Origin of the sequence: Mesorhizobium sp. M2A.F.Ca.ET.046.03.2.1 (genome assembly GCF_003952425.1) — a bacterium.
In the GTDB taxonomy this organism is placed as follows: Bacteria; Pseudomonadota; Alphaproteobacteria; order Rhizobiales; family Rhizobiaceae; genus Mesorhizobium.
The window spans coordinates 278,199-296,301 of record NZ_CP034449.1; the positions used below are offsets into that span (position 1 = coordinate 278,199).

General features: G+C 63.9%; 20 protein-coding genes. 6 read left to right on the forward strand and 14 right to left on the reverse strand.

Annotated features, from left to right (window positions below):
* Positions 1-58: 58 nt before the first annotated feature.
* Entirely contained in the window at positions 59-943 is an 885-nt protein-coding gene (locus EJ072_RS01550) for a LysR substrate-binding domain-containing protein (protein WP_189343190.1), read from the reverse strand.
* A 118-nt stretch (positions 944-1,061) separates the two neighbouring features.
* Between EJ072_RS01550 and EJ072_RS01555 the strand changes: the two genes are divergently transcribed.
* The gene (locus EJ072_RS01555; RefSeq protein ID WP_126078275.1) at positions 1,062-1,352 is read left to right on the forward strand and encodes a muconolactone Delta-isomerase family protein; all 291 of its coding nucleotides are present in this window, start codon (positions 1,062-1,064) and stop codon (positions 1,350-1,352) included.
* A gap of 68 nt (positions 1,353-1,420) precedes the next feature.
* On the opposite strand, the gene EJ072_RS01560 is transcribed toward EJ072_RS01555, so the two are convergent.
* Together EJ072_RS01560 and EJ072_RS01570 are read right to left on the reverse strand one after the other, a co-directional pair.
* The gene (locus EJ072_RS01560; RefSeq protein ID WP_126078276.1) at positions 1,421-1,765 is read right to left on the reverse strand and encodes a hypothetical protein; all 345 of its coding nucleotides are present in this window, start codon (positions 1,763-1,765) and stop codon (positions 1,421-1,423) included.
* A gap of 318 nt (positions 1,766-2,083) precedes the next feature.
* The gene (locus EJ072_RS01570) at positions 2,084-2,815 is read right to left on the reverse strand and encodes a FadR/GntR family transcriptional regulator (protein ID WP_126078277.1); all 732 of its coding nucleotides are present in this window, start codon (positions 2,813-2,815) and stop codon (positions 2,084-2,086) included.
* A 153-nt stretch (positions 2,816-2,968) separates the two neighbouring features.
* On the opposite strand from EJ072_RS01570, the gene EJ072_RS01575 reads away from it, so the two are divergent.
* Positions 2,969-4,000, forward strand: coding sequence for an L-idonate 5-dehydrogenase (locus tag EJ072_RS01575; protein WP_126083459.1), 1,032 nt, complete (start codon positions 2,969-2,971; stop codon positions 3,998-4,000).
* Positions 3,987-4,769 (forward strand): glucose 1-dehydrogenase, encoded by a 783-nt coding sequence (locus EJ072_RS01580; RefSeq protein WP_126078278.1) that lies wholly within the window; start codon positions 3,987-3,989, stop codon positions 4,767-4,769. Before EJ072_RS01575 ends, EJ072_RS01580 begins: the two co-directional genes overlap by 14 nt.
* 16 nt (positions 4,770-4,785) lie before the next feature.
* Here the strand turns inward: EJ072_RS01580 and EJ072_RS01585 are convergent, their stop codons facing one another.
* The 4 genes from EJ072_RS01585 to EJ072_RS01600 all read right to left on the reverse strand — a co-directional run bounded on the left by EJ072_RS01585 (position 4,786) and on the right by EJ072_RS01600 (position 7,398).
* Complete coding sequence (locus EJ072_RS01585; protein WP_126078279.1) at positions 4,786-5,268, reverse strand: DoxX family protein; 483 nt, start codon at positions 5,266-5,268, stop codon at positions 4,786-4,788.
* 233 nt (positions 5,269-5,501) lie between these two features.
* Positions 5,502-5,963, reverse strand: a complete 462-nt coding sequence (locus EJ072_RS01590; RefSeq protein WP_126078280.1) for a tetratricopeptide repeat protein — start codon at positions 5,961-5,963, stop codon at positions 5,502-5,504.
* 35 nt (positions 5,964-5,998) lie between these two features.
* A complete protein-coding gene (locus EJ072_RS01595) occupies positions 5,999-6,970 on the reverse strand; it encodes an MBL fold metallo-hydrolase (RefSeq protein WP_126078281.1) in 972 nt (323 codons plus the stop codon).
* Positions 6,971-7,188: 218 nt separating this feature from the next.
* Positions 7,189-7,398, reverse strand: coding sequence for a DUF680 domain-containing protein (locus tag EJ072_RS01600; RefSeq protein ID WP_126078282.1), 210 nt, complete (start codon positions 7,396-7,398; stop codon positions 7,189-7,191).
* Positions 7,399-7,785: 387 nt separating this feature from the next.
* Between EJ072_RS01600 and EJ072_RS01605 the strand changes: the two genes are divergently transcribed.
* Both EJ072_RS01605 and EJ072_RS01610 read left to right on the forward strand, forming a co-directional pair.
* Positions 7,786-10,341 carry an EAL domain-containing protein gene (locus tag EJ072_RS01605; protein ID WP_245467330.1) on the forward strand — a complete coding sequence of 852 codons (2,556 nt, stop codon included), beginning with the start codon at positions 7,786-7,788 and terminating at the stop codon, positions 10,339-10,341.
* Positions 10,342-10,552: 211 nt separating this feature from the next.
* Entirely contained in the window at positions 10,553-11,548 is a 996-nt protein-coding gene (locus EJ072_RS01610) for a transporter (RefSeq protein WP_126078284.1), read from the forward strand.
* 10 nt (positions 11,549-11,558) lie between these two features.
* On the opposite strand, the gene rarD is transcribed toward EJ072_RS01610, so the two are convergent.
* Positions 11,559-12,488, reverse strand: a complete 930-nt coding sequence (rarD, locus tag EJ072_RS01615) for an EamA family transporter RarD (RefSeq protein ID WP_126078285.1) — start codon at positions 12,486-12,488, stop codon at positions 11,559-11,561.
* A 236-nt stretch (positions 12,489-12,724) separates the two neighbouring features.
* On the opposite strand from rarD, the gene EJ072_RS01620 reads away from it, so the two are divergent.
* A complete protein-coding gene (locus tag EJ072_RS01620; protein ID WP_126078286.1) occupies positions 12,725-13,558 on the forward strand; it encodes a sulfotransferase family 2 domain-containing protein in 834 nt (277 codons plus the stop codon).
* A gap of 14 nt (positions 13,559-13,572) precedes the next feature.
* Here EJ072_RS01620 and cimA read toward each other — a convergent pair whose 3' ends face one another.
* From cimA to EJ072_RS01655, 6 genes are all read right to left on the reverse strand, one after another.
* Positions 13,573-15,189: a citramalate synthase gene (cimA, locus tag EJ072_RS01625; RefSeq protein WP_126078287.1), complete on the reverse strand. Its 1,617-nt coding sequence runs from the start codon at positions 15,187-15,189 to the stop codon at positions 13,573-13,575.
* A gap of 211 nt (positions 15,190-15,400) precedes the next feature.
* Entirely contained in the window at positions 15,401-16,366 is a 966-nt protein-coding gene (pip, locus tag EJ072_RS01635; RefSeq protein WP_126078289.1) for a prolyl aminopeptidase, read from the reverse strand.
* Entirely contained in the window at positions 16,363-16,839 is a 477-nt protein-coding gene (locus EJ072_RS01640; protein ID WP_108702816.1) for a GFA family protein, read from the reverse strand. The genes pip and EJ072_RS01640 overlap by 4 nt, the downstream gene beginning before the upstream one ends.
* Positions 16,836-17,327 carry a GFA family protein gene (locus tag EJ072_RS01645; protein WP_126078290.1) on the reverse strand — a complete coding sequence of 164 codons (492 nt, stop codon included), beginning with the start codon at positions 17,325-17,327 and terminating at the stop codon, positions 16,836-16,838. The genes EJ072_RS01640 and EJ072_RS01645 overlap by 4 nt, the downstream gene beginning before the upstream one ends.
* 33 nt (positions 17,328-17,360) lie before the next feature.
* Positions 17,361-17,747: a VOC family protein gene (locus EJ072_RS01650; protein ID WP_126078291.1), complete on the reverse strand. Its 387-nt coding sequence runs from the start codon at positions 17,745-17,747 to the stop codon at positions 17,361-17,363.
* Complete coding sequence (locus tag EJ072_RS01655) at positions 17,744-18,088, reverse strand: endonuclease domain-containing protein (protein WP_245467156.1); 345 nt, start codon at positions 18,086-18,088, stop codon at positions 17,744-17,746. Before EJ072_RS01655 ends, EJ072_RS01650 begins: the two co-directional genes overlap by 4 nt.
* Positions 18,089-18,103 lie beyond the last annotated feature (15 nt).

An 18,103-nucleotide genomic window follows, 5' to 3' on the forward strand; every position in this document is an offset into this window, starting at 1 on the left:
GTAGGGGAGTAAGGCAGTATGTAAGGCTGCGGAAAATGCCCCCTACTGCCCTACTGCCCTACTGCCCTACTGCCTTCCTCAAATCCCCAATCACCGTCCGCCGATCATTCCTGCGCCATGCCAGATGGATCGACACGCTGCGCTTGAACCAGGGCAGGTCGCGGAAGATCACGCCCGGAGGTGCCGCGCTGCGCAAGCTTTCCTGGACCGTGGCGAGGCCGAGACCGGCGCTGACCAGGCCGAGCGACGTCAACGGATCGTTCGTCTCGTAAGCGATGTCGGGCATGAAACCGGATTCGGCGCAGGCCGCCAGGAACTGCGCGCGGTTGGTGTCGCCGGGCTGGCGCACGACGGTGATCCAGACGCGGCCGTCGAGCTGGCCCGGTTGGATGTCGGCAGCATCGACCAGCGGATCGCCCTGTGGCATTGCAAGCACCAGCGGCTCGCGCCGCACCAAGACGCTTTCAAGATCGGGATCGGCCTCCGGCGCGGGCGAGTAGACGAAACCGAGATCGAGCGCGCGCTGCCGTAAATCCTCGAACTGCGCGGCCGAGCGACTGCTGCGCAATTGCAGACGGAAGTCCGGCCGCGCGCGGCGGAAGTCCCGCAGCATGGCGGCGACCAGCCCGGCATGCACCGCGCCTTCGACATAACCGATGGCGAGGCTGCCTGTGGCGCCGCTGGCGAGGTTGCGGCCGAGCTCTTCCAGCCGCGCCGCATCGGCAAGCAAGGCGCGGGCCTCGGCAAGGAAGGCCCTGCCCTCGGCGTTGAGGTGGACGCGCCGCCTCGCCCGCTCGAACAAGGCGACGCCGAGCTGCTCCTCGAGCTGGATGATCTGCCGGCTCAAGGGCGATTGCGAAATGTGCAATTGCTCGGCGGCGCGGCCGACATTGCCGGCCTCTGCGACGGCGACGAAATATCTGATCTGGCGCAGGTCGAGCATTCTTTGGCCTCTCAATTCCAAGTCCTCAAAGGTCTGAACTTTATCCTAATCAGTCTTGGACAGTCTGGACAGCCGGCGCGATATCTCCCTCGTCACCCCAGCCACGAAGGAGATCGCCATGCAGTTCTTTGCCCTGCTCAGCCGCAACACCCAAAAATTCAGCGACGCCGATTTCGCGCCGCTGCTGCCGCCGGAGTCCGAGCGGCGAAAGGCGCTTTACGTGCAAGGCGCGGTGCGCCAGATCTGGAACCGTGGCGACATTCCCGGCAGCGGCATGATGTTCGAGGCAGCCGACGAGAAGGAAGTGCGCGGCCATCTCGCCACGCTGCCGCTGATCGAGGCCGGCATGATGGACATCACGGCGATCGTGCCGCTCAACCCCTATCCTGGCTTTGGGCCGAAGCGCTGAATCGAGCCTTATTCGTGAGGTTGCCGCATATTGGCGGCCTCACGGCCAGGCTTCCTGCATCGCGTTCACTAAAAGCCATGCCATCGCGAGAAGCGCGACGAGCAGCGCCAGCCGCAGCCCCGCGGATCGCGCCTGGCCGGTCTCCTGACGCTGAAGCCGGCGCCAGGTCTGGAATGCCGCGAAGAGAGTAAGCAGCGCATAAAACCCGGCCAGCATCCACAAGACCGCCCGCCGGATATCGGAATGCCGTTATTCTCGAGCACCTTGCCGATCAGCATCGCCGGTCCGGCGACGAACAAGGCAATGGCGATGCCGAACAGGAAGCCGATCATCGCGCCTGGAAAGGACGTCGCCGACAGCGCGACCAGCACCGCCAGGAGGACGAGCAGAGTGATGAACGCGCGCTGGCTCATGGGCCATTATTCCCCGACCGAACGCGGCGTAATGTACCAGTCTGACCTTAACTGCGCGCAACGGCGTGCCCCGTCTTCGAACCGTAGACCGGGGTGCGGCATGGCCGAGACCTGCGTTCCTTATCGGCAACGCAACCGATGCGGGCGTGAGTTCGGCCATCGTCCCTGGGCTGAAAACCCCGCCAAGCAAGACGACGCCGGTGATGGTCTCGCCGCAACGAAGAAATCGTCTCCAGCTTGCCGAGCGCCATTCTGGCGTGCCCATTGCCGCCGACACACAGCAGACCGGGACGACAGGCAAATTCCGGTCTGAACGATTCAGCCGGCACCAGTGAGTTCAGCGGCCGTGCGCACGCGGGCGAGCACCTCGCTCAGCATGTCGTGCATGGCCTTGCGGGCTCTTGTGGAGTCGCCGGACTCGATCGCCTTCAGCACCTTGCCATGCGCGTCGAGATCGCCCACCGGATGACCGAACAGCGCGTTGGTGGTCGGCACGCTGTACTGCAGCGCCGTGTGGATCAGCGCCGAGAGCGGCAGGAAGAAGCGGTTCCCGGTGGCGGCAAGCACCGCTTCATGGAAGGCGGCGTCCGACAAGACCGGATCGCCCTGGCCGGAGGAGGCCGCGCGCATCGCCTCGAAGGCCTCGCGGATGGCAGCGATCTCGTCCGGGTTGTTGCGGCTCGCGGCAATTGCCGCCGCCTCGCATTCGAAGCCCAGGCGCACTTCCAGAAGCTCGATGATGAAGTGGCGCGGTGTCGCGCTGGCGCGCAGCCAGCCCAGCACCGCGGGGTCCAAGAAATTCCAGTCCTTCAGCGGGCGGATGCGCGAGCCACGTCGCGGGCGGGTGACCAGCAGGCCTTTGGCCCACAGGATCTTCACCGCTTCGCGCGCCGCACTTCGGCTGGCGCCGAAGCGGGCGCAGATCTCCTCCTCGCCAATCAGGGTCGCGCCGGGCGGAAACAGCCCTCGGAGAATCTCGCGGCCGAGATTGTTGGTTATCTCGTCCGTCACCGACGCCGTCTGGTTGCCTGCCATTTTGTCCCGGCCCATTTGGTTCTGCTAGCAAGCGTCGGTGTTATCTTAGCAAGCCGAACCTGTCCATTATCATCTGATTTGTCAGATAAATGCAGTTGAAGGCATCGCGACTTTCCTGTTAGCTGTTGGGGGAAGCAGCGGAGAGCCGGTTTGTCGCCAACATCCTCGATGCGCGCGGTGGTGCTGCGCCGGCCGCTCGACCTCGACGTCGAGGAGCGCACAACGCCAGGGCCCGGCCCAGGCGAGGTACTGGTGCGCATTGCGCGCGGCGGCATTTGCGGCTCCGACCTGCATTATTTCCGCCATGGCGGTTTCGGCACTGTGCGCATGAAGGAGCCGATGATCCTCGGCCACGAGATCGCCGGCCGCGTCGAGGCGCTGGGCGCCGGCGTTTCCGGGCCGGCGGTGGGGACGGCGGTCGCCGTCAATCCCGCCAACCGTTGCGGCGTCTGCGCCTTCTGCCGGGCCGGGCAACCGATCCATTGCCTCGACATGCGCTTCCTGGGGTCGGCGATGCGCATGCCGCATGTGCAGGGCGGCTTTGCCGAACATCTCGTCTGCCGCGCCAAAAACGCCGTGCCGCTGGCGACGGGCTCCGACCCTACCGCCGGCGCGTTCGCGGAGCCTCTTGCCGTGACGCTGCATGCCGTCGCCCAGGCGCCGGTCTATGGCAGCCGCGTGCTGATCATGGGCGCTGGACCGATCGGCACGCTGCTGGTGCTCGCCGCGCGCTTTGCCGGCGCGCGCGAAGTCGTCGTCACCGATGTGCAGGACAGACCGCTGCAATACGCCGCCAAGATCGGCGCCGACCGCACGATCAATGTCGCCACACATGCCGAGGCGATGGACGGCTACGCCGCCAACAAGGGGTATTTCGACGTCGTCTTCGAGGCCGCCGGCCAGGGCGGGACGGTCGCCAGCGCCTTGCCTGTCATCAAGCCGCGCGGGACGCTGGTGGCCGTCGGCCAGGGCGCGACGGCGGAGCTTTCCATGTCGGTCATCGTCACCAAGGAAATCCAGGTGAAGGGCAGCTTCCGCTTCGACACGGAATTCGCCCTGGCGGTCGACCTGATCGGCTCGGGCCGGATCGACGTCGCGCCGCTGCTCAGCAACACGCTGCCACTCGCCGAGGCGCGAAAGGCCTTCGAGCTGGCCAGCGACAAATCGCAATCGATGAAGGTGCAAATTGCGTTCGACTGATTATCTCGGCCGTCTTTTCGGCCTCGAGGGCAGGCATGCCTTCGTCACCGGCGCCAGCCGCGGGCTGGGCCTCGCCTTCGCGGGGGCACTGGCCGCGGCCGGCGCGCGCGTCACGCTCGGCGGCCGCAAGATGGAGGAGCTGAAGGCTGCCGCCGACAGGCTGCGTGCCGAAGGCCACACGATCGCGGAGTCATTAATCGACGTCACCGACACCCAATCGGTCGATGCGGCAATCGCAGCTTCGGAAGCCGACACCGGGCCGATCGACATCCTGGTCAACAATGCCGGCATCCAGCGCCGCGCGCCGCTGGAGACTTTCTCCGATGCCGACTGGGACGCGCTGATGGCGACCAATCTCGACGGCGTGTTCAAGGTGAGCCGCGCCGCGGTGAAGGGCATGATCCAGCGCCGCAAGGGCGTCATCATCAATGTCTCCTCGGTGCAGAGCGCGCTCGCTCGCCCCTCGATCGCGCCTTACGCGGCGAGCAAGGGAGCGATCACCATGCTGACCAAGTCGATGGCCGGCGAATGGGGCCAGCACGGCGTGCGCGTCAACGCCATCGCGCCCGGCTATTTCAAGACAGAGCTCAACGCGGCTTTAGTCGCCGACGAGAAATTCTCGACCTGGCTCACCGGCCGCACGCCGATGCGGCGCTGGGGTGATGTCGAGGAACTGGCTGGCGCGGCGGTGTTCCTGGCATCGGATGCCGCGAGTTTCGTCACTGGTCAGACGCTGCTGGTGGATGGCGGGATCACCAGTGTGTTGTGAGCCTCATAGGCAACACTCAAACCGGTAGCCTTGTCTCCCCCACCGACAGATGCCGCTCGATGGGCGGATCGATCTTGGTGTCCTTCGCGAACCCGGTCAACACCCTGTCCACCGACAGCCTGCCCGCCCCGCTGAGCGCCAGGATGAACATGCCGCCGGCGATGGCGAGATCCTTCTCGAAATGGAGCAGTTCGTTCTGGCTGGCGAAATTGGTGTGGAAGAGGCTTGCCGTCATCAGGCAGAACAGGCCGAGCCCGATCGCACCCAGCCGCGCCAGGATGCCGAGCGCCACCGACAGGCCGGCGCCGAGTTGCAGCGCGATGGTGGCAATGAGCAGCGGCGTGCCGACGCCAAGCGCGGCCATCGCCTTCTGAGCGCCCTCGAAATGCGTCGCCAGTTGCAGTCCCTCATGCACGAAGATCAGGGACAGAAACAGCCGGCCGGCCAGCAGGACGACATCCCTGGCGTGCAGTTTTTCGGCAAGTTCGGTCGGTGTCATCGTTGGCTCCAATTCTTGGACGCAGGTAGCCGCCACGCGCCCGGGTGGACGCGCGCTCGAGGTTGAAAGGTCGGAGCCGGCGCGAGGGAGAGGAACGCCGGCTCCGGTTTTCGGGGGCTACCGCGGTGGCGCCCAAAAAAGTTGGCACTGAAGGGAGAGGGCAGCGCAAGGTCCCCTCTCCGGCCGCTTCGCGGCCACCTCTCCCCACTTCGTGGGGCGAGGAACGGGCTGAACTACTTCGTCACCTTCGTGTCGATCGCCTGCTTGAGGTCGGAAAGCTCCTCGCAGCCCGACGGGCACAGCTTCTCCAGTGAGGCGAGCTGCTCGTTGGCCTTGGCCATGTCGCCGGTCTCGACATAGAGCTCGCCCAGATATTCATGCGCGGCCTTGTGGTCGGGCTTAAGCTCCAGCGCCTTGGTGTAGTAGGTCAGCGAGGTCTGATAGTCGCCGGTCTTGCGCAGCGTGAAGCCGAGCAGGTTGTAGACGTCGGCCTGCTGGGTGTCCTGCGCCAGGTCGCGCAGATCGGCCAGCGCGCCCTTATAGTCCTTGGCGTCGATCTTGGCCTTCACCGCCGTCAGGTCGGGCGCATCGGCGCCTTCGATGTCGTCCACGGCATAGGCTGGAACGGCGATGGCGATCGGGGCCGCGGTCAAGACCGCAATGGCGCCGAGCGCCGCGAAAGTTAAGTGTTTCATTGGAGTGTCGCTTTCTGTTCACGATCCGAGTGAGATCAGATCTGGGTCGGGGTGAAGGCGTAGGCATTGCCGTCCTTGACGAAGCTGCCTGTGCCGGGGAACGGGAAGTGCGAGCCGCAGATGCGGACATTGTCGGCGATCACCTGGTCAATGATCCGGTGCCGCGTGGTGATCGCCGTCGGACCGTCCTGGTCGTAGGCGCCCTGCCATTCGGGATGCGGGGCAAGCAGCGCCGGCACGTACATGGTGTCGGCCGAGACGAGGAATTGCTCGGCGCCGGCATCGACATGGTAGACCGAATGGCCAGGCGTATGGCCGGGCGCCGCCATGAGGCGGATGCCGGGCACCACTTCCGCGCCATCGTCGACCAGCTTCCAGTTCTTCCATTTCGGAAAATTCTCGGCGATGCGCTTGCCCGCCGGCTTGCGGCCCTCGGGCAGCTTGGCGAGGCGGCTCGGATCCGTCCACCAATTGTATTCGGTGGCGTTGACGATCAGCTCGGCATTGGGGAACACCGGATCGTTGGTGCCCTTCTCCATCAGGCCCCAGACATGGTCCGGATGGAAATGCGAGATCAGAATGGTGTCGATCGCCTTGTAGTCGATGCCCGCGGCCTTCATGTTGGCCGGCAGATGCGTGGCGTTGGCCTGCCACTGGCCGACGCCGGAACCGGCGTCCATCATGATGGTGCGGCCGTTCATCTTGAGCACCACGACGGTGAGCGGAATCGGCATGAAGTCGGTGGTCAATCCTGCCTTGGCGAGTGCCGCCTTGGTGTCGTCGACCGAGACGTCCTTGATGAAGGCCGGGTCGTGGGGCTTGCGCCAAATGCCGTCATAGACGGCGGTGACCTCGAGCGAGCCGACCTTGTATTTGTAGAAGCCGACCAGCGGCTCGACCGGGGTTTCGGCGTGGGCCGCGGGCGCGAATTCGAGCTTGCCGGCAATGCCGAAGGCGGCAGCGGCGGCGGCTGATCCGAGCACCATGCGGCGTGTCATGTTGAACATCAGAAATCTCCTCTAGTGGCTGCGGGTTGCGTCAGGTTTCAGGCGGTATGAGAGATTGGCGGAGGGCCCGGTGCGACCCTCCGCCGGCTGCGGAAGCCGGTGCCGGCCGGTCCGACTGAAAGACCGACCGGCACAGGGGAGATCGGGACTTCGGCTCCGAGCCCTGCGAGGCGTGCCTTCCCCGCCCGGATCGGGACGTTCAGCCCCAAGCTCCTAGCTCAGCGACCCCAGATGCCCTGGCCAGGCTCATCCGCAGCGATCTTGGCCGCCGGCTTCATGTCGTGACGGTCCAGCTTCACGATGGAAGCAGTGGTGGTGGTGTCGACGGCGGCTGCGTGCTGGGCGGCCGCGGAGAAGTGGTCGCTGCCGGCAAAGGCGCCGCCGGTGGCAAGGAGGATGGCGACTGCGGTGAGGGCGATCTTGTTCATATGCGTATTCTCCGGGTTGGTTGATGCGTGCCTTGGGAGGATGGCCTCGCTACAGCCAAGACCCGGAAGGCTCGGGCTTTATTCCCGGGGGGCGGAGAATCTTTTCAGGGCGCGATACAAATCGCGACCCGTCCGGATGAAACGGGAAGCCGCGGCCAGTTAGCCGGCGTTAAGCATCGCTCCAGCTTTTGGGCTGAAAATAACCTGCCAAGCTGCCAGTGACGCAACTTGAAGCCGGTCCGGAAGTTTAAATTTAAGCACTTCCTGCTAGCTTCAACCGATGGATTTCTGTCCGCGAAAGGTATTCGTGTCGAATTGACCGGGACTGGTTTCAATATCGGCCGTATCAGACAGGCCGTTTTCTCTTCCGCCAACTTGCCGGCGGCGATCGCTGTGTTCGTGCTTGCGATCTGCGCGCTCTTCGTCGATCAGCAAAACAGAAAAGTCTCCGACCAGCTGTTGCGCGCCGACGTGCTCGCCAAGGTCAACATCATCCGCGCCAAGCTCGAGGGAAACATAAACGGCAACCTGCAGCTGGTGCAGGGCCTTGCTTCGGCGGTGACGACCGAGCCGTATATGGGGCAACAGCGATTTGCGGCGCTCGCCGCGAACCTGTTCAAGGAGAAATCACAGCTGCGCAACATTGCCGGCGCGCCCGACCTTGTGATCTCGTTGATGTACCCGATGAAAGGCAACGAAAAGGCGCTCGGGCTCGACTACCGCAAGAACGAAGCACAGCGCATGGCGGCGCTGCGGGCGCGCGACCAGCGCGCCTTGGTCCTGGCGGGTCCGGTAGACCTCGTCCAGGGCGGCCGAGGCTTCATCGGCAGGATTCCGATTTTCGTACCGACAGTGGGCGGCGGTGACCGGTTCTGGGGCATTCTCTCCGCCGTCATCGATGTCGACAGGCTCTTTGCCGCAAGCGGCCTCACCGACCCGGACCTCGATATCGAGGTCGCCCTGACAGGCAAGGACGCGCTGGGCGGCGGCGGCCAGCGCTTCTTCGGCAGCGAGAACGTGGTCAACGGCAACCCGGTAACGGCCGAAGTGGGACTTCCGCTGGGGTCCTGGCAATTGTCGGCGATACCGAAACACGGCTGGCCGGCCACGCCGAAGAATGAGGCCACCTTGTGGGCAACGGTGGCGCTGGCCGGCGCGCTGATTGTGTTGCCCATCCTGATAGCCGGTTGGTTGTTCGGCGAGAGACAGAATAATTACGCGGAGCTGCGGCGGCTTTCCCAACGCCTTGAGCTTGCGCTAGATGCCTCGGGCATCGGCGTATGGGAACACGACCTCGCCACCTCGCAGCTCGTGTGGGACGATCGCCTCAACGAGATCTATGGCAGGCCGGCTGACGGCCGGCCGCGTGGCTATGACGACTGGGCGCTGACCATTCATCCAGACGACCTGGAGCGCGCAAGAAGGGACTTCGACACGGCGGCAGCAACCCAAGGCCGCTATTCCTCGCAGTACCGTCTTCTCCTTCCTGACGGCACCGTCCGCCATGTGCGCACCCGGGCAGGCTTCCTGCAGGACGTCGACGACACGCCCAAGATGATCGGCGCTGAATGGGACGTGACCAGCGACGTCCTGCTCAATGAGAATCTGGTGCATGAGCGGCAATTGTCGGAATCGAAGAATGCCGAACTTGAGACCGCCAAGGCGCGCATCGAGCACGTTGCGCTGCATGATTCTCTGACGGGCCTGCCCAATCGCCGCTATCTTGATGAGATGCTGGCCGGGGCGCACGATGATCGCACTGCCTTGCTGCATCTCGACCTCGACCGCTTCAAGCACATCAACGACACGCTCGGCCATGCGGCAGGCGACGCCATGCTCATGCATGCCTCGAAGGTCATCAAGGCCAACGTCCGGGCGGCCGACTTCGTGGCGCGCATCGGCGGGGACGAGTTCATCGTGGTGTGCCGCGGACGCAGGGACGATGAACTCGCCGCACTCGCGGACCGGATCATCGAAGAGATGCGCCAACCCGTCGACTATAAGGGCCACCAATGCCGGTTTGGGGTCAGCATCGGGATTGCGGCCAATAGCGGCATCGATGCCAAGCAATTGCTGGTCAATGCCGACCTCGCGCTCTACCGAGCCAAGAGCCGAGGGCGCAACCGTTATGAGTTCTTCAACGAAGAGCTGCAAAGCGAGATCGTGAAGACCAAGCAAACTGCCGACGAGATTCTCGGCGGCTTGGAGCGCAACGAGTTCATTGCCTATTACCAGCCGCAGTTCGACGCCAACACGCTCGAGATCGTCGGTGTCGAAGCGCTGTCGCGCTGGCGCCATCCACAGCGCGGCATCCTCGGCCCCGACGTGTTCCTCCAGGTGGCCGAGGAATTGAACGTGGTCTCGCTCATCGACCGCACGATCCTCGAACAAACGCTCGAGAATTTCCAGCGCTGGTCGCTCGACGGGCTCAACATCCCGCGCGTGTCGGTCAATGTCTCGGCACGAAGGCTGGAAGACAAGGATCTCATCAACGGCCTGCGCAAGCTGGCGATCAAGAAGGGAACCGTTTCATTCGAGCTCGTGGAGTCTATCTTTCTCGACGAGCACGACGACCTTGTCGCTTGGAACATCGAGCACATCAAGGAACTCGGAATCGACATCGAGATCGACGATTTCGGCACGGGCTACGCATCGGTCGTCAGCCTGCTCAAACTGCAACCGCGCCGTCTCAAGATCGACCGGCAGCTCGTCACGCCGATAACCGGCTCGCCGGCGCAGCGGCGGCTGGTGTCGTCAATCATAGAGATCGGCAAATCGCTCGGCATCGGGGTCGTGGCGGAAGGCGTCGAGACGATGGAACATGCGCGCATCCTGAAAGAGCTTGGCTGCGACATCCTGCAGGGCTACGCCTTCGGGCGCCCGATGGACGCAACATCCTTCAGGATCTTCGCGCAGTCGCGGGAGTGGCTGGCAGCGGGATAGCGATGCCGGCTCACCGAGCTGCCATTTGACCGGGCTGTTGCCGGCTGCACGACCCGTTCGGCAAGCGGGCAAACGACAGGACAGCCCTGCCGAGAGGGAGACCCGCTGAAAACCCGGTCATCAAACTGTCACACCAGGCGGCAATCGCCATGGTAGGTTTGCCGCGGCCGCCCCCGCGACCCCGACCGCATCAAGAACCGGCGAAGCCGCCATGAACATCGCCCTCCCCGCCGAAGACACTGATCTCTCGCCCTATCTGCCGGACGAGCACGGGCTGTTCTTCATCTACCATTTCAAGGCCGATGGTTCCCGCACCGCCGATCCCGCCGAGGCGCATTGGAGCTGGCGCAGCTACCAGATCACCGACATGCGCGCCCGCCACGAGATCGGCGCCGAGACGGCCCTGCCGGCGCCGGTGCGCGACGCCTTCCTGTCGCCAAGCCATGGCTGCCAGATCGATTTCGATGACGACTTCCTCTATGGCGACCTGCCGGACCTCAGGCACGATTTTGCCGAGACGCGCGGACTCACGCATTTCCGCTTCGCCTTCAACGACAAGATGCTGGTCGGCGCCCGCAAGCAGCCGCTGGAATCGGTCGACAAGATCCGCAAGCTGGTAGAGAGCGGCACACGGAAATTCCGCACGCCGGCCGAGCTGATCGAAGCGGTGATGGGCCAGTCGCTCGACGGCATGGCGGCCGAGCTCGACAAGATGGGCAACACGCTCGACGGCATCGAGGATCGCATCGTGTGCAATGCATGGCACAATGAGCGCCAGGCGCTGGTCGACGCGCGCCGGCAGCTGGTGCTGATCCACCGGCAGATGGCGACGCTCACCAGCCTCTTCCGCCACCTCGACCATTCGCATCGCAACGAGCTGCCCGACCCGATCAACGACATGGCCACACGCCTCTCGCACCGGGCGCATACGCTGCATCATGACGGCGAGCAGCTGCAGGCGCGCACGCGGCTGCTGCAGGATGAGCTGATGGCGAAGCTTACCGAGCAGTCGAACCAGCTGCTCTACATCCTCTCCGTCATGACGGCGGTCCTGTTGCCGACGACCATCATTTCTGGCCTGTTCGGCATGAATGTCGGCGGCGTGCCGCTGGTCGACACGCCGCACGGCTTTTGGGTGGTGACGGCGATCTCGGTCGTCATAGCCGGCGTTGTTTACAAGATCGTGCGACGGCTCGGGCGCGTGTAGGGCGCCGATCCTATCTCGTCGCCGGCGCCGCCGGCCGCGCTTCGCGGCCCCTGAACATCGACCAGCTGTACATCGCCAGCGCCGTCCAGATCAGCCCGAACGCGATTGCCTGTGTGGTGCCGAACGGCTCACCGAAGATCAGCACGGCGATCAGAAACACCATGGTCGGCGCGATATATTGCATGATGCCTATGGTGGACAGGCGCAGCAGCCTTGCGCCGAAGGCGAAGAGCAGCAGCGGCACGGCGGTGATCGGGCCGCAGCCGATGAGCAAGGCCGTGTCGGCACCGGTGCTGGAGATGAGGTGATCCTGGCCGGTGGCAATCAGGTAGACGATGTAGCAGAGCGCCGGCACCGACAGCAAAAGCACCTCGAGCAGGAAACCCTGGCTCGGGCCGATCGGCAGCGTCTTGCGGAAGAAGCCGTAGGCGGCAAAGGAAAAGGCGAGCGCCAGCGACACCCAGGGCAATTTGCCTGCCTCGACAGTCAGCACCGTCACCGCGATGGCGGCCAGCACAACAGCCGAGATCTGCAGCCGGTCGAGCTTCTCGCCGAGCAGCACGGCGCCGACGATGACATTGACCAGCGGGTTGATGTAGTAGCCCAGCGCGGTCTCGACGGTACGGTCGACCGCGATCGCCCAGACATAGATGCCCCAGTTGACCGAGATCAGCACCGCCGTCAGTGCCGCCATGGCAAGGCTCTTCGGCGAACGGATCGCCGCCTTGAAGTCGGCGGTGCGGCCGGCCCAGAGGAGCACCGCCGCCGCGATCGGCACCGACCAGACGACGCGGTTGGCGATCACCTCGGCAAGCGGCAGATGCGCCACCGCCTTCATATAGAAGGGCAAGAGCCCCCAGAGGAAATAGGCGCCAAGTGCCAGAAGGAAGCCGCGGCGGCCCTTGGCGACTTGATCGGGATCGGCTTTAGCGGTGACCATGGCCCAATGCTATGGCCCAGCGGGCCGCCCAAGACCATCACAAAATTATGATGGATCAACGGAGTTTTGGTGATGGCTCAGCGGGCCGGGACCGCTTCCTTTCCGTGGCGCCGCATCACAATTCGCCTCCGCCGGTCCGCCTACAGAATTTTCTGTTTGCGATGGCCCGCCCGTAGTAATAGCCTCATTTTAGCGCTTGGGGGAATTCTAATATGAAGTGATTCTGGAACCCTTCAATGTCGCGCCTGACAAGTGCCATAAAGAATAGGAAGTATACTTTCTTCCGAGCGCAGCTCGGGGTAAGGCGTCATCTGGCCGACTCGGTCGCCTATCGGGCTTACCGCGCGACAACAGACATCGATTACTTCTTTCACGTTTTCCCGGACCGCAAGCTGATCTATGTGGAAGTACCCAAGGCGGGTTGCACCACAGTCAAGCGACTCCTTTCGATCTGCGCCTACGGAATCAACCATGATGACGATCCCGAAGCATATCATTCGCGTCGAAAATCCGGACTGCTTGCCCCGAGCGACGTCGGCGTAAAACTGTTCGAATCGCTGCTGCGCGACCCGGAGACGCTGATTTTCTCGGTGGTGAGAAATCCATTCTCCAGATTGCGGTCATGTTATCTCAACAAGTTCTATAAGCTCAAACTATCCGACCCAGGAAATACCGGACTGATTGAGCAATTGATGGGCGACATGACCTCATTGTCCTCGTCCGACATCGACCGAGACCAACTGTCTTTCGACAGCTTCGTCAAAGGCGCCTGCACAACGGCTGCTCTCGGCAAGAACGGCCATTGGAGCCTGATGTCAGCAATAATTCCGAATTCGAGCGACTTCAGGATCGAGATCATAAAGCTCGAATCCCTGGCCGAAGGCTTGAATCCTGTCTTGGCCCGATTAGGCGCTTCGGAGGAAATTCGAAACTCGCTGGCAAAACCGCTCAACCAGTCTGCCCCTACGCCAGGAATTGCATGGACCCGGCCGCTGGTTGATCAGGTCAGGCGGGCCTATGCGGAGGATTTCAGGCGGTTCGGTTATGATGCCGACTATCGAGCCGGCTGACGGTCCGAATCCCCCTACTCCGCGGCCACCATCCCAGCCATCTCGCGGTTCTTCATCAGCTTGTAGATGATCGAATCCATAAGCGCCTGGAAGGAGGCGTCGATGATGTTTTCCGAAACGCCGACCGTCCACCAGCGGGCGCCGGTGGAATCATGCGACTCGACCAGGACGCGCGTGATGGCCTCGGTGCCGCCATTGAGGATACGCACCTTGAAGTCGGCGAGCTCGAGATCGACGATCTCGCTTTGGTATTTGCCGAGGTCCTTGCGCAGCGCGATGTCGAGCGCGTTGACCGGGCCGTGGCCTTCCGCCACCGACATCTTCTCCTCGCCATCGACCTCGACCTTCACGATCGCCTCGGAGACGGTCTTCAGATTGCCGTTGGCGTCGAAGCGGCGCTCGACCATGCAGCGGAAGGAGGTGACGTTGAAGAACTCCGGCAAGCCGTGCAGCATTTTTCGCGCGAGCAGCTCGAAGGACGCGTCGGCGCCTTCATAGGCATAGCCTTCGGCCTCGCGCTCCTTGACGACGGCGATCAAGGAGTCGAGCCGGTTGTCGTCCTTCGGCACATCGATGCCGCGCCGCTTCAGCTCGGCGAGGAAATTCGCCTTGCCGCCCTGGTCGGAGACCATGACTCGCCGGCGGTTGCCGACGGCTTCCGGCGGCACATGTTCATAAGTCGCCGGCTCCTTGGCCAGAGCCGAGGCATGGATGCCGGCCTTGGTGGCGAAGGCGGACGAACCGACATAGGGCGCCTGCGCTTCCGGCGCACGGTTGAGCAATTCGTCGAAGGCGCGGGAGAGCCTGGATATTCCGGTCAGATCCTCGGCTGAAATGCCGGTTTCGAAACGGTCGGCGAAGGCGGGCTTCAGCGAAAGCGTTGGGATGATGGTGATCAGATTGGCGTTGCCGCAGCGCTCGCCGATGCCGTTCAACGTGCCCTGGATCTGGCGCACACCAGCTTCTACGGCGGCCAGCGAATTGGCCACCGCCTGTCCAGTGTCGTCATGCGCATGGATGCCGAGATGGTCGCCCGGGATGCCGCCGGCGATCACCTTGCCGACGATTTCGCGCACTTCCGAGGGCTGCGTGCCGCCATTGGTGTCGCACAGCACCACCCAGCGGGCTCCGGCTTCATAGGCGGTCCTGGCGCAGGCCAGCGCGTAATCGGGATTGGCCTTGAAGCCGTCGAAGAAATGCTCGCAGTCGACCATCGCCTCCTTGCCGGCGGCCACCGCCGTCTCGACCGAGGCCTTGATGGACTCCAGATTCTCCTCGTTGGTGCAGCCGAGCGCCACACGGACATGATAGTCCCAGCTCTTGGCGACAAAGCAGATGGCGTCAGACTTCGACTGCACCAGCGCCGCCAGCCCCGGATCGTTGGAGGCCGAGACCCCGGCACGCTTGGTCATGCCGAAGGCGACGAATTTCGCGCTTTCCGTCCGCTTCTTCTGAAAGAAGGCGGTGTCGGTCGGGTTGGCGCCCGGATAGCCGCCCTCGACATAGTCGATCCCGAACGCGTCGAGCAGTTTTGCGATGGCGATCTTGTCCTCGACGGAAAAGTCGATGCCCGGCGTCTGCTGGCCGTCGCGCAGAGTGGTGTCGAAGAGATAGAGGCGTTGTTTCTTCATGGCGATAGCTCGAAATGCCGGGATCCTTCGCGCGCCCCTCTGTCCTGCCGGACATCTCCCCCACTTGGGGGGAGATTGGACGGCACTTCGGCTTTCGCCAATCCCCAGCGTTGCAGGAGAAGCGGCAGGGCCGAAGCTGCTGATCTCCCCCCAAGTGGGGGAGATGGCCGGCAGTCCAGAGGGGGGCGCCGTAGAGCACGAACCTGCATCATTATTTCCCTGCAAACCGATCCGTGGCCCGGATCAGCCGATCCAGAATCCCCGGCTCGGAATAGGCGTGGCCAGCGCCTTCGATGAGGTGGAAATCCGCCTTCGGCCAGGCCTTGTGCAGCGCCCAGGCATATTTCGCCGGGCACGGCATGTCGTAGCGGCCGTGGACGATGGTGCCGGGAATGTCCTTCAGTTTCCAGGCGTCGCGGAGCAGTTGCCCTTCCTCCAGCCAGCCGGCATGGACGAAATAGTGGTTCTCGATGCGGGCGAAGGCGATGGCGTAGTCATCCTGGCCGAACGGATCGCTGGTCTCGGGTTCGGGAAGCAGCGTGATCGTCTCGCCCTCCCAGATGCTCCAGGCGCGGGCGGCCTCCACTTGGCGCGCGCGGTCGGAGCCGACCAGCCGCTTGCGGTAAGCGGCCATCATGTCGCCGCGCTCGGCCTCGGGGATCGGCGCGAGAAAACGCTCCCATTTGTCGGGAAACATCTCGGAGACGCCGAACTGATAATACCATTCGAGCTCGGCCCGGGTGAGCGTGTAGATGCCGCGCACGATGAGCTCGCTGACGCGCTCGGGATGCGTCTCGGCATAGGCGAGCGCCAGCGTCGAGCCCCAGGAACCGCCGAAGACCAGCCATTTGTCGAAGCCGGCCATCTCGCGCAGGCGCTCGATGTCGGCGACGAGATGCCAGGTGGTGTTGGCTTCCAGCGAGGCGTTGGGCGTCGATTTCCCGCAGCCGCGCTGGTCGAACAGGATGACGTCGTAGAGCTTCGGGTCGAACAGGCACCGGTGCTTTGGCGAGATTGTGCCGCCCGGGCCGCCATGCAGGAACACGGCGGGCTTGGCGCCCCTGGTGCCGCAGCGCTCGCAATAGATGGTGTGGCCGTCGCCGACATCGAGCATGCCCGACTCGAACGGCTCGATCTCGGGATAGAGGCTGCGCAAGGAACCACTGTGGATCGTCATAGTTTCAAGCCCTGCTGCGGCCAGTTGGCCGTCTCGTGGTCGGGGTGCTGGAAGGAGATGATCTGCTCCTGCCGTCGGTAGAAATCGGGATCGTCGAGGATCGGCGCCTCGAAGATCTTCTCCACCCAGGGCAGCCGCACCGCGTAGTTGACCTGGATCTGCGGCGCGAGATCGGAGCGGTCGTCGAACGCGCCGATGGCGATCTCCAGCGCGCCCGGCTGGCGGTAGGTCAGCGGCGTGCCGCAGCGGGCGCAGAAGCCGCGGTCGATGTTGACCGAGGACTGGAAATAGGTCGGCTCCTCATGGGTCCATTCGACGCCGTCCTTCGGCACCGTCACGAGCGCGCCGAAGAAATTGCCGAACTGCTTTTGGCACATGCGGCAATGGCAGATGGACGGGCGTCCGAGCTTGCCGTGCACGCGAAAACGCACGGCGCCGCACTGGCAGCCGCCGGTTCGAACTTGATCGGTCATGGTCTTTCCTCCGGCGGCCATTGGTCGGTGTCGTGGTCTGGATGCTGATAGGAGACGAGCTCGGCGAGGTAAGGCGCAGAGGCGATATCGGCCATCGTGTCCTCGGACGGCAGCTTGGGGATGCCGTCGACATAGGGGAGCTTCGCCTCCGTCCCCCACTGGATGGTCGGCGCGATGCCGGTCGGGTCATCGAAGGTGGCGATCGCCAATGCGATACCGTCGGGCGCCTCGAAGGTCAGCGGCGTGCCGCATTCGGCGCAGAAGCCGCGCCAGGCGGCGTTGGACGAACGGAAGCGTTTCGGCTCGCCGCGCGTCCAGTCGAGCGTGGCGCCGCGCACCGACACCAGCGGCAGGTAGAAATTGCCGCTCGCCTTCTGGCACATGCGGCAATGGCAGACCGAGGCGTCGCCCAACGCGCCTTCGACGCGGAAGCGCACGGCGCCGCACTGGCAGCCGCCGGTGTAGATCGGCCTGTTGTCGAGGCTCATCGCTCACTCCGTTTCATGGGCTGCCTTAGGGGCTCATTCCGGGTCATGACAGACCGCCTCGACATTGTTGCCGTCGGGATCGAAGACGAAGGCGCCGTAGTAGTTCGGATGATAGTGCGGACGCAGGCCCGGCGCGCCATTGTCCCTGCCGCCGGCGGCAAGCGCTGCCGCATGGAAGGCGTCGACCTCAGCGCGGCTGCGCGCGGTGAAGGCGATGTGCTGGTGATCCTTCGGCTTCTCCTTGCCGGCACTCACCCAGAACACCGGCCGGTCGCGGCCATAACCGCCGACCTTGGCGCCGCCGGTGTATTCCTCCGGCACCATGTAGAGCAGCGAAGCCCCCAACGGCGCCATCGCCTTGTCGTAGAAAGCCTTCGACGCGTCGAAATCGAAAACGGTGATGCCGAGATGATCGATCACAGGACGAGCTCCTCCCTTGGTGGCGCGGCGGCCAGCCCGGCCACGATGACGATGTGCTGGCAGACATTGTCGATAACGCGGATCACGTCGTCGTTCCAGAAGCGCAGGATGGTCCAGCCTAGAGCTTCAAGCTTCGCGGTTCGCGCGACGTCGGACGCCGAAACTTCGGCAAGAGCGTGCTGAGAGCCATCAATCTCGACGATCAGCTTCTTGCTGGGGCAGGCAAAATCGACGATGTAGCCAGCTATGGGCATCTGACGCCTGAACGCCATTCCCATCAGCCTATCAGCACGGACCTCATTCCAAAGCTTCAACTCGGCATCGGTCATCGCCTTGCGCATCTTGCGCGCATTGCC

Coding starts and splice junctions, on each gene's coding strand:
- EJ072_RS01590 (WP_126078280.1), bottom strand. CDS start 5,963: ATGAAACACTTAACTTTCGCGGCGCTCGGCGCCATTGCGGTCTTGACC.
- EJ072_RS01655 (WP_245467156.1), bottom strand. CDS start 18,088: ATGCGCAAGGCGATGACCGATGCCGAGTTGAAGCTTTGGAATGAGGTC.
- EJ072_RS01575 (WP_126083459.1), top strand. CDS start 2,969: ATGCGCGCGGTGGTGCTGCGCCGGCCGCTCGACCTCGACGTCGAGGAG.
- EJ072_RS01550 (WP_189343190.1), bottom strand. CDS start 943: ATGCTCGACCTGCGCCAGATCAGATATTTCGTCGCCGTCGCAGAGGCC.
- EJ072_RS01560 (WP_126078276.1), bottom strand. CDS start 1,765: ATGAGCCAGCGCGCGTTCATCACTCTGCTCGTCCTCCTGGCGGTGCTG.
- EJ072_RS01555 (WP_126078275.1), top strand. CDS start 1,062: ATGCAGTTCTTTGCCCTGCTCAGCCGCAACACCCAAAAATTCAGCGAC.
- EJ072_RS01620 (WP_126078286.1), top strand. CDS start 12,725: ATGTCGCGCCTGACAAGTGCCATAAAGAATAGGAAGTATACTTTCTTC.
- cimA (WP_126078287.1), bottom strand. CDS start 15,189: ATGAAGAAACAACGCCTCTATCTCTTCGACACCACTCTGCGCGACGGC.
- pip (WP_126078289.1), bottom strand. CDS start 16,366: ATGACGATCCACAGTGGTTCCTTGCGCAGCCTCTATCCCGAGATCGAG.
- rarD (WP_126078285.1), bottom strand. CDS start 12,488: ATGGTCACCGCTAAAGCCGATCCCGATCAAGTCGCCAAGGGCCGCCGC.
- EJ072_RS01640 (WP_108702816.1), bottom strand. CDS start 16,839: ATGACCGATCAAGTTCGAACCGGCGGCTGCCAGTGCGGCGCCGTGCGT.
- EJ072_RS01600 (WP_126078282.1), bottom strand. CDS start 7,398: ATGAACAAGATCGCCCTCACCGCAGTCGCCATCCTCCTTGCCACCGGC.
- EJ072_RS01595 (WP_126078281.1), bottom strand. CDS start 6,970: ATGTTCAACATGACACGCCGCATGGTGCTCGGATCAGCCGCCGCCGCT.
- EJ072_RS01610 (WP_126078284.1), top strand. CDS start 10,553: ATGAACATCGCCCTCCCCGCCGAAGACACTGATCTCTCGCCCTATCTG.
- EJ072_RS01570 (WP_126078277.1), bottom strand. CDS start 2,815: ATGGGCCGGGACAAAATGGCAGGCAACCAGACGGCGTCGGTGACGGAC.
- EJ072_RS01585 (WP_126078279.1), bottom strand. CDS start 5,268: ATGACACCGACCGAACTTGCCGAAAAACTGCACGCCAGGGATGTCGTC.
- EJ072_RS01645 (WP_126078290.1), bottom strand. CDS start 17,327: ATGAGCCTCGACAACAGGCCGATCTACACCGGCGGCTGCCAGTGCGGC.